The sequence below is a fragment of the Stenotrophomonas sp. PS02289 genome, from assembly GCF_029960115.1.
GTDB lineage: Bacteria > Pseudomonadota > Gammaproteobacteria > Xanthomonadales > Xanthomonadaceae > Stenotrophomonas.
Genome location: NZ_JASCOZ010000286.1, coordinates 1 through 2958 on the forward strand (window position 1 = coordinate 1; position 2958 = coordinate 2958).

At 68.8% G+C, this 2958-nt stretch carries 3 protein-coding genes; 1 reads left to right on the forward strand and 2 read right to left on the reverse strand.

What is annotated here, in order from left to right; translation table 11 throughout:
* Nucleotides 1-377, reverse strand: a 377-nt coding sequence (locus tag QMX83_RS20975; protein ID WP_282298557.1) for a GDSL-type esterase/lipase family protein, incomplete at its 3' end; no start/stop codon positions are given.
* A gap of 2 nt (nucleotides 378-379) precedes the next feature.
* Nucleotides 380-1651 carry a pyridoxal phosphate-dependent aminotransferase gene (locus tag QMX83_RS20980; RefSeq protein WP_282298558.1) on the reverse strand — a complete coding sequence of 424 codons (1272 nt, stop codon included), beginning with the start codon at nucleotides 1649-1651 and terminating at the stop codon, nucleotides 380-382.
* A gap of 122 nt (nucleotides 1652-1773) precedes the next feature.
* On the opposite strand from QMX83_RS20980, the gene rsgA reads away from it, so the two are divergent.
* Nucleotides 1774-2877: a ribosome small subunit-dependent GTPase A gene (gene rsgA, locus QMX83_RS20985; RefSeq protein WP_282298559.1), complete on the forward strand. Its 1104-nt coding sequence runs from the start codon at nucleotides 1774-1776 to the stop codon at nucleotides 2875-2877.
* Nucleotides 2878-2958 lie beyond the last annotated feature (81 nt).

The following is a 2958-nucleotide window of genomic DNA, read 5'->3' on the forward strand; positions in this document are numbered from 1 at the left end:
GCCGCGAACGGGGTCACGCCCCAATCCGGAATGGCCAGCACCAGTACCCGTTGCGCGCGCTGCCCGGCAAAGCCGAGCGCGCGCTGCAGCAGTGCGCTGAACTGGGTGCGGTACTCGTCAACGGAGCGTCCGCGATACTGGTTGTTGACCCCGATCAGCAGGGTGACCAGGTCGAATGGTCCCTGTGGCGCGGCGGCATCAATGCCGGCGTCCAGCTCGTCGGTGGTCCAGCCGGTGGTGGCGATGATCTGCGGGTCGGCGATGTCCACGCCGGCGGCGCGCAGCGCCGCACTCAGCTGCACTGGCCAACGGCCCTGCTCCGCGACGCCTTCGCCAATGGTGTACGAATCGCCCAGCGCCAGGTAACGCAGCGCCATCGTCAGGCCACGCTGCGCGGCTTGAGCGGCACCACTTTGGTGTTGGCTTCGGCGCGTCGCGCCAGGGCGCGGTCGATGCGGGCGAAAACGTCGCGCATTACCCCGGCTTCCGGCAGCAGGGTCACCCGGAAGTGGTGACGGTAGGGCACGTTGAAGCTGGAGCCCGGGACGACCAGCACGCCTTCCTCGTTCATCAGTTCCAGCGCGAAGTCGTGGTCGTCGAAGGCCTTGGCCGCCGCACCCACCACCGCCGGGAACGCATACAGCGCGCCGGCCGGAGCCACCAGCGAAAGGTGTTCGCTGGCGTTGCAGGCTTCAATCACCGCGCGGCGGGTTTCATACAGGCGGCCACCCGGCGCACACAATTCGGAGATGGTGTCCGGACCGTTCACCGCGGCCTCGATGGCGTACTGGCCGGGCACGTTGGCGCACAGTCGCAGCGCGCTCAGCAGGTCCATCGCCGCGCGGAACTCACCCAGCTGCTCGGCCGCGCCGGACAGCATCGCCCAGCCCACGCGCCAGCCGCACGCGCGGTGCACCTTGCTCAGGCCGCTGAAGGTGATGCACGGATGGTCGCCGGCCAGCGGGGCCACCGGCTGGAACTGCGCGCCGTCGTACAGAATCTGGTCGTAGATCTCATCGACCATCAGCAGCAGGTTGTGCTTGCGCGCGATCTCCACGATGCGCTCCAGCAGTTCGCGCGGATAGCTCGCGCCGCTGGGGTTGTTCGGGTTGATCAGCACGATGGCGCGGGTGCGCGAGGACACCAGCGTCTCGATCTCGCTCGGATCCGGCTGGAAGCCGTTTTCCGGGGCGCAGCGGTAGTACACCGGGCGACCGTCGTTGAGGATGGTCGCCGCCGACCACAGCGGGTAGTCGGGCGAGGGCACCAGCACTTCATCGCCGGGGTTGAGCAGGGCACGCAGCGACAGGTCGATCAGCTCGCTGACGCCATTGCCGATGAACACCCGGTCCGGGTGCGCATCAGGCGCGCCACGCCGCGCATAGGCGGCGGCAATGGCCTCGCGGGCGACCGGCAGACCCTGCTGGTGGGTGTAGGGATCGGTGCGGCCCATGTCGTCGGCAATGGCGCGCTGCAGGTGTTCCGGCGCGCGGAAACCGAAGTTGCCCGGGTTGCCGATGTTCAGCTTGATCAGGGTGCGGCCCTGGGCTTCCAACTCACGCGCTCGTCGTGCCAGCTCGCCCCGGATCTCGTAGCGGACTTCGGACAGGCGCTCGCGGGTGGCGAGCGGCTTCAGCGGTGGCGTTGACATGGCTGGGCCAGGTTGGGCATGGAAATCGCATGGTAGCGGAAATGGTGCGACGCGGGGCAAGCCCTTCGGAGGGGAAATCCTGAGCGTTGGCGGGCAGTTGCCGGCCATGCCTCAAGGGTAGAATGCGCAGGATGACCGACCCGATCGATTACCGCGCCCTGCAGACCATTGGCTGGCCATGGCCAGGGGCCCCTGAACTGCCCGCTTGGCAGGCCTTGTTCGAGGCCCACCCACAGGCCCGCCCGGGCCGGGTGATCGAGCAGCACCGTACCGGTTACGTGGTGGCCGACGCGCCGGAAGCGTCGCTGAAGACGGAGTCCCCTGCCGAGTGGCAGCGGCCACGCTTCCCCAGCCATGAACGCGCGGCGGTGGGCGACTGGGTCCTGCTGGACGGCATCAAGATTGTCGCGCTGCTGCCCCGGCGCACCGCCATCAAGCGTGGCGCGGCCGGTGAGCACTACCACCAGCAGGTGATCGCGGCCAACATCGACACCGTGTTCATCGTCTGCGGGCTGGATGCCGACTTCAATCCACGCCGCATCGAGCGCTACCTGCTACTGGTGGGCGGGGGCGGCGCGCAGCCGGTGGTGGTGCTGACCAAGGCCGACCAGACCGAGTACAGCCAGGACGCGCTGGATGTGCTGGAGGAACTGGCCGCGCAGGACATTCCGCTGCTGGCGATCAACGGCAAGGATCCCGAAAGTGCTGGTGCGCTGCTGCCCTGGCTGGGCCCGGGTCAGACCGTGGTGCTGGTGGGGTCGTCCGGGGCCGGCAAGAGCACGCTGACCAACACCCTGCTCGGCGAGCAGCGGATGAAAACCGCCGACGTGCGCGGTAACGACTCCAAGGGCCGGCACACCACGACCCATCGCGCACTGATGCCGTTGCCGGCCGGGGCCTGCCTGATCGATACGCCGGGCATGCGCGAACTCAAGCCGACCGGTGAAGAGGCGCTGAGCGAAGGCGGCTTCGCCGATGTGGAAGCGCTGGCGGCGCAATGCCGCTTCCGCGATTGTGCGCACCAGAGCGAACCGGGATGTGCCGTGCGCGCGGCCATCGAGGCCGGGGAACTGGACGAAGAGCGCCTGCTGAACTACTTCAAGCTGAAAGACGAAGTGGCCGCCGCCGCCGCCAAGCTGGCCGTGCGCCAAGCCGAGACCGCGCAGGAGCGCGGCAAGGGCAGGGGCCAGCAGTTCCGCCCGGCGGGAAAGCCGCGCCGGCGGTGATCACCATTGTGCGGATGGCATCGGTCTTTCGGTAGCGCCGGCCGTTGGCCGGCCCAGGCGGTGTGTGGGCCGGCCAACGGC